This is a genomic window from Campylobacter sp. W0066.1 (genome assembly GCF_024723635.1).
Classification (GTDB): Bacteria; Campylobacterota; Campylobacteria; order Campylobacterales; family Campylobacteraceae; genus Campylobacter_D; species Campylobacter_D lari_C.
Genome location: NZ_JANQCW010000020.1, coordinates 22,644 through 29,430, shown reverse-complemented (window position 1 = coordinate 29,430; position 6,787 = coordinate 22,644). Strand labels below are relative to the sequence as shown.

Annotated in this window: 5 protein-coding genes; all 5 read left to right on the top strand. The window is 28.3% G+C overall.

What is annotated here, in order from left to right; genetic code table 11:
- Positions 1–1,603: endonuclease MutS2 (locus CAMP18497_RS07495; RefSeq protein WP_337213554.1), on the top strand; the 1,603-nt coding region annotated here is incomplete at its 5' end.
- An 8-nt stretch (positions 1,604–1,611) separates the two neighbouring features.
- Complete coding sequence (locus CAMP18497_RS07490; protein WP_442867799.1) at positions 1,612–4,854, top strand: N-6 DNA methylase; 3,243 nt, start codon at positions 1,612–1,614, stop codon at positions 4,852–4,854.
- Positions 4,832–5,455, top strand: coding sequence for a restriction endonuclease subunit S (locus CAMP18497_RS08355; RefSeq protein WP_442867798.1), 624 nt, complete (start codon positions 4,832–4,834; stop codon positions 5,453–5,455). Before CAMP18497_RS07490 ends, CAMP18497_RS08355 begins: the two co-directional genes overlap by 23 nt.
- Before the next feature lie 43 nt (positions 5,456–5,498).
- The gene (locus CAMP18497_RS07485; protein WP_337213552.1) at positions 5,499–6,197 is read left to right on the top strand and encodes an SIR2 family NAD-dependent protein deacylase; all 699 of its coding nucleotides are present in this window, start codon (positions 5,499–5,501) and stop codon (positions 6,195–6,197) included.
- Positions 6,191–6,784, top strand: coding sequence for a LysE family transporter (locus tag CAMP18497_RS07480; RefSeq protein ID WP_337213550.1), 594 nt, complete (start codon positions 6,191–6,193; stop codon positions 6,782–6,784). Before CAMP18497_RS07485 ends, CAMP18497_RS07480 begins: the two co-directional genes overlap by 7 nt.
- Positions 6,785–6,787: the final 3 nt, after the last annotated feature.

The following is a 6,787-nucleotide window of genomic DNA, read 5'->3' as shown; positions in this document are numbered from 1 at the left end:
ATTTTATGTGGTGCCTTTGAGTGTAGAAAAAATCCAAAGTCAGATAGATGAAATCAAAGATACCAAAGAAGAAATTTTTTATGAATATGCTAAAAAAATCAGCTTGATTTTTTATAAAAATTTGATGTTTTTGAAATTTATCAATAATGCTTTTGATTTATTTGATCATTATAGCGCTAGAGTTTTGATGGCTAAAAAACATGATTATGAGTTTGTTTTAGCTGATAGTTCTAATAATTTAAGTTTATATAGCTTTGCACATCCGGCTTTAAAAAATGCAAAAAGCGTTAATATAGAGTTTAATAAAAAAGTTTTAATCATCACAGGTGTAAATGCAGGTGGTAAGTCTATGCTTTTAAAAGGAATTTTAAGTGCAGCTTTACTTGCAAAGCATTTACTTCCTATGAGAATTAATGCACAAAAAAGCCAAATAGGCAATTTCAAAGAATTTGACGTGATTTTAGAAGATCCACAAAATGTAAAAAATGATATTTCTACTTTTGCAGGAAGAATGTTGCATTTTTCTAAGCTTTTGGGCAAGAAAAATGTTTTATTAGGGGTTGATGAGATAGAGCTTGGGACAGATTTTGAAGAAGCTGCGTGTTTATATACTGAGCTTATTTCTAAGCTTTTAGAGCAAGATAATAAAATCATCATCACAACTCACCATAAACGCCTTGCTATGCTTTTGGCCAAAAATTCACAAGTAGAACTCATCGCTGCTTTGTATGATGAGGAATTATCAAGGCCAAAATATGAGTTTTTAAAAGGTACTATAGGTAAATCTTATGCATTTGAAACAGCTTTAAGATATGGCATAAGTGCAAATTTGGTACAAAATGCTAAAAAGCTTTATGGCGAAGATAAAGAAAATTTAGAAGAAATGGTAAGTAAAAATATCAATCTTGAACTTTCTTTACGCAAGAAAAATGAAGAACTTGAGAAAAAAGAAGCTAAAGTAGATGAAATTTTATTTTCACTCAAAGATCAAAAAGAAAAAAATGAGCAAGAATTTAAAAAGCTTGTTTCTAATTTAGAGTTTAAATATCACAAAGCCATAGAAGAAGCTAAAAAAACAATAAATCTACAAGATATCAAAGAAAAACAAAGAAGTTTAAACAAAGCCAATGAACTTAAAAAAAGCATTATTTTACCAAGTATGGAGCAAAATGAAGAGCTTAGAGTAGGGGATTTTGTAAAATATGAAAAAATCAAAGGTAAAATCACTGCAATTTCAAAAAATGATGCGATGATTCAAAGCGATGGTTTAAGTTTGCGTGTGCCTTTAAAGCTTCTTAAAAAAAGCAATCAAACTCCTACACAAAAGGTAAAATCAAGTGTCAATATAACCCGCCCAAGTGCTTTAAATATGACTTTAGATTTACACGGCTTAAGAAGTGATGAGGCACTTGAGAGATTAGATAAATTTATCTCTGATGCTTTGATAGTAGGTTTTGATGAGGTGATAGTTTATCATGGTATAGGCACGGGAAAACTAGCTTTTGCGGTAAAAGAGTTTTTAAAAGCTCACAAAAGTGTAAAAAGCTTTAATGATGCTCCGATTAATCAAGGTGGTTTTGGTGCTAAGGTGGTTAAGCTATAAGGATATAAATGATTACAAAAGATAATTTAAAAAAAGTTTTAGAAAGTTTAGGTTTTAAAAATGAAAATGAAAATTATATAAAAACAATCAATAATTATACACTTATAGTAGACTATAAAAATCAAAGTATTAATTATCCAAAAGAAATCAAAATTCATGATACATCTACTTCTAATTTTTCACGCCCTGAAAATTTTGTAGTTTTTGAATGCGTACATAGACTTTTGGAAAAAGGTTATAAGGCTGAACATTTAGAATTAGAACCAAAATGGAAATTAGGCAGAGAAGCAAAAAGCGGCAAAGCTGATATTTTAGTAAAGGATAATGAAGACAATCCTTATTTGATGATTGAATGTAAAACGACGGATTTTAAAAATGGTGAGTTTGCAAAAGAATGGAATAAAATGCAAGAAGATGGAGGGCAACTTTTTTCTTATCTTCAGCAAGAAAAAGGCGTAAAATACCTTTGTCTTTATACAAGTGATTTTATTGATAAACTAGAATACAAAAACTACATCATACAAGCTTTTGACAACGAAGAATATCTAAAAGAAAAAGAATTGCAAAATTCTTATAAAAAAGCTAATAACAATATAGAACTTTTTAAAACTTGGAAAGAAAGTTATGAATTGCAATATTTTGAGCAAGGCATTTTTGAAGTAAATGTTAATGCTTATAAAATCTTAGAAATAACTCCAACTTTTGATAATCTTAAAGAACTTAAAGAAGAAGGTAAATATCATGAATTTGCAAAAATTTTACGCAAGCATAATATATCAGGCAAGGAAAACGCCTTTGATAAGCTTGTAAATATTTTTCTTTGTAAAATTTATGATGAAACTTTTAATAAAGACAATCTCAAATTTGGATATTTTGGCGTAATGGCGGATACTTATGCAAATATGCAAGATAGATTAATGTGGCTTTATAAAGAAGCTATGAGGGAATTTTTAGGAGAAAAAATTACCTTTGTATCTAATGAAGATATAGAAAAAGACTTTAAACAATTAAAGATAAAAACATTAAAAGAAGTAATGCAAAATTACATTAAAGAATTAAAATTTTATTCAAATAATGATTTTGCATTTTTAGAAGTGCATAATAAAGAATTATTCTTAAAAAATGCACTTGTATTAAAAGAAATAGTAGAGCTTTTTGCAAATTATAAACTTACTCAAAATTCTACCAATCAATTTTTAGGCAATCTTTTTGAACTTTTTTTGCAAAAAGGTATGAAGCAAGATGAAGGGCAGTTTTTCACTCCTATTCAAATTTGCGAATTTATTATGTATTCTTTACCGCTTCAAGAAATGTTAAGCAAAAACTCTAAAGCTTTAAGGGTGATTGATTATGCTTGTGGTGCTGGACATTTTTTAAACACCTATGCTAACGAGCTTAAGCGTTATCTAACAGAAGATGAACTTAAAGAACATTATAAAAATATTTATGGTATTGAAAAAGAATATCGCTTAAGTAAGGTTTCTAAGGTATCAAGTGCAATGTATGGGCAAAATGAAATCAATATTTTATACGCTGATGCACTTGCTTCTTTTGAACTAGCAAATACAAATAATTTAGAAGGAGAAAAAGCAAAACCACAAATAGAATCAAATAGTTTTGATTTACTTATAGCAAATCCGCCTTATTCTGTAAAAGGATTTTTAGAAACTTTAAGTGATAAATCTAAAAATACCTATAAACTTTTTAACGATGATATAAACATAGAAACAAATAATGCTATCGAATGCTTTTTTATAGAGCGAGCAAATCAAATTTTAAAAGATAATGCTAAAGCTGCCATTATTTTGCCAAGTTCTATTTTAAATAAGGATTCTATTTATAAAAATACAAGAGAAATATTGCTTCAAAATTTTGATTTCATTGCCATAGTGGAACTTGGAAGTCAGACATTTGGTGCAACAGGAACAAATACGATTATTTTATTCTTGCGCAAAAAAGAAACTTTTAAACAAGAAAATCATTTTATTTCTCAAGATTATAGTTTGATTAAAGAACGCATAGAAGCTGAAAATTTAAAAGACAATGAAAACTTTTATCATAATTATCTAAATGTGTATTGTGACTTTAGAAAATTTGATAAAGAGCTTTATGAAAATTTTTTAAATGGCAGCTTAGATTCTAAACTTGCAGCGCTAGAAGCCTTTAAAGATTATCGCAATGCATTTGAGCAAACAAGTGATTATAAAAAACTTAAAGAATCTAAAATTTATAAAGAGAGTGAAAATAAGCAAGATTTAGAAGATAAAGCCTTTTTAACTTATGCTCAAAAGATAGAAAAGGATAAATTACTTTATTTTTGTTTAAATCTTAATCAAGAAGTCTTAATCATAAAATCTCCAAGTAATATAAAAGAACAAAAGAAATTTTTAGGTTATGAGTGGAGCAATAGAAAAGGTGATGAAGGTTTAAAAGAACTGCACGAGCCTTATTTGAGTCCACTTTTTGAAAGAGGCAATCCTCAAAATGAGACTAAACTTAATTCTTTAATTTGTAAAGCATTTTTAAAAACTCTTAGTGATATACCAGAAGATTTACAAAGCTATGCTAGTAAAGCGAGGCTTATTGATATGATGGACTTTGAAAAAGTGGAATTTAATAAAGCTATAAGTTTAAATCCAAAATCTCAAAGGGAAGAAATAAAGTCTCAATATCCATTAGTTAAATTGAAAACTTGCGGAGATTTTTTCATGGGAGGAACGCCATCAAGAAAAAATATAAATTATTGGAATGGTGATATTAAGTGGTTAACAATTGGCGATTACTCTAATCGTCAAGTTATTATGGATACTAAAGAAAAAATTACAAGAGAAGGTTTTAAGAATTCTAATGTAAAAATGATACAAAAAGGTGCTGTTGTTGTTTCAATTTATGCAACTATTGGTAGAGTTGGAATATTGGGTGAAGATATGACAACAAACCAAGCTATAGTAGCTATTATTCCAAATGAAGAATTTATAAATAAATATCTTATGTATGCTATTGATTATTTTAAATTTCAATTATATAACGAAGTTATTACAACTTCACAACAAAATATAAACTTAGGAATCTTGCAAAATATGGTTATTCCAAAACCACCGCTTGAAATTCAAAAACAAATCATTGCAGAGTGTGAAAAGGTAGAAGAGCAGTATAACACCATAAGAATGAGTATAGATGAGTATCAAAATCTAATCAAAGCAATACTTCAAAAATGTGGTATTATAGATGATAATGGGGGGGGGGGATGAGTTAAATTTTATTTTAGATAAAATTAATAATTTGTGTAAAATAAATTTAGATAATAAATTTTTATCATCATTTAATAAAACAATTAAAGAATACACTTTATCAAATCCAATTTTTAAACTTAGTATTGGAAAAAGAGTTTTAAATAATGAGCTGCTTGAAAATGGACAAATTCCTGTTTATAGTGCAAATGTATTGGAAGTATTTGGATTTGTTAATAAAGAAATTTTGCAAGATTATGATAATGACTCTGTTTTATGGGGTATAGATGGAGATTGGATGGTGAGATTTATGCCAAAAAATAAAAAGTTTTATCCAACTGATCATTGCGGGGTGTTAAGAGTTGATGATACAAAAATAAATGCTAAATACATAAGTTTTGTTTTAAACGAAGCTGGTAAAAAACAAGGGTTTTCAAGAAAACTTAGAGCTTCAATAGATAGAATAAAAGCATTGAGGATTAAACTTCCTTCTTTAGAATTTCAAGAACAAATAGCAGATATAACTAACAAGATTGAGAAAAAAATCAATGAATATAAAATAGAACTTGACAGATTGGAAAAAGAAAAAGAAAAAATCTTGCAAAAATATTTATTTTCTTAAAGCATTTTTCGCTAAACTTTGTAAATTTTATAAGGTTTAGCAAATGAAACAAGTGATGATTTTAAGCGGAGCAGGATTATCTGCTCCAAGTGGTATAAAGACTTTTAGAGCTAGCGGTGGATTATGGGAAGAGCATGATGTGATGGAAGTTTGCTCTGCAACTGGCTTTAGAAAAAATCCTAAAAAAGTTTTAGAATTTTATAATAAAAGAAGAAAAGAACTAGCTAGTGTTAAGCCAAATCACGCACATGAAATCATCGCTTTGTTAAAACAAAAATTCCCAAAACAAATTAGCATTTTAACGCAAAATGTAGATGATTTATTAGAGCGAGCAGGCTGTGAAGAAGTGGTGCATTTGCATGGCTTTTTACCTGAGCTTAGGTGTTTAGAGTGTGAAAATATTTTTAACATAGGCTATGAAAATAGTGATGATAAAATTTGTCCTAAATGTCAAAGCAAAAGTGTAAGGCACAATATCGTGATGTTTGAAGAAATGGCACCAAATTATAAAATTTTATATGAAAAATTACAAAATTGTGATTTATTTGTATGTATAGGCACAAGTGGGCAGGTTTTACCCGTGGGAGAGTATGCAAGAGTATGTAAGCAAAGCATATTAAACAATCTTGATGAGGATAAATATTTAGAAAGCAATTTCACAAAAGTTTATATAGAAGATGTTTGCACGGCTATTGATAAAATCAAAACCGATATAGAAAATTTCTTGGAAGCAAAATGCTAGAAGTAATCTTACAAGGTATAGTTTTAGGTATGGGTGTGTCTGTGCCTTTTGGACCTGTGAACATTTTGATCTTAAATACTGCTTTGTCTTCTTTTAAAAATGCTTTTTGTGTTGGACTTGGTGCTTTAAGTGCTGATATACTTTTTTTGATTTTGATTAATCTTGGGCTTTTAAGCTTTGCAAATAATGAATTTTTTTATAAAATACTAGCAGTTTTTGGCTTTTTCTTTTTGAGTTTTATGGTGTTTTTAATGCTAAGAAAAACGAGAAAAGTCGATCTTAACAAGGTAAATAAAACTCATCCTTTAAAAGGTTTTAGTAAAGGATTTTTCTTAAATGTTACAAATCCTTATGTTATAGGTTTTTGGATGAGTGTAGCAGGGCTTAGCATGCAGAGTAAAAACTCTTTTGCTTTGCTTTTTGGTTTGGTGGGTTTTATTGTGTTTTGGATTTTTACTTTATCGTTTTTTGTGTCTAAATTTAAAGCCCTTGTGAAAAACAAACATATATTTTACATTAATCTTTTTTCAGCATTTATTTTAGAGTATTTTGCTCTTTCTATGCTGTATAAAGCTTTTATAGGATAAAAA

Coding starts and splice junctions, on each gene's coding strand:
- CAMP18497_RS07485 (WP_337213552.1), top strand. CDS start 5,499: ATGAAACAAGTGATGATTTTAAGCGGAGCAGGATTATCTGCTCCAAGT.
- CAMP18497_RS07480 (WP_337213550.1), top strand. CDS start 6,191: ATGCTAGAAGTAATCTTACAAGGTATAGTTTTAGGTATGGGTGTGTCT.
- CAMP18497_RS07490 (WP_442867799.1), top strand. CDS start 1,612: ATGATTACAAAAGATAATTTAAAAAAAGTTTTAGAAAGTTTAGGTTTT.
- CAMP18497_RS08355 (WP_442867798.1), top strand. CDS start 4,832: ATGATAATGGGGGGGGGGGATGAGTTAAATTTTATTTTAGATAAAATT.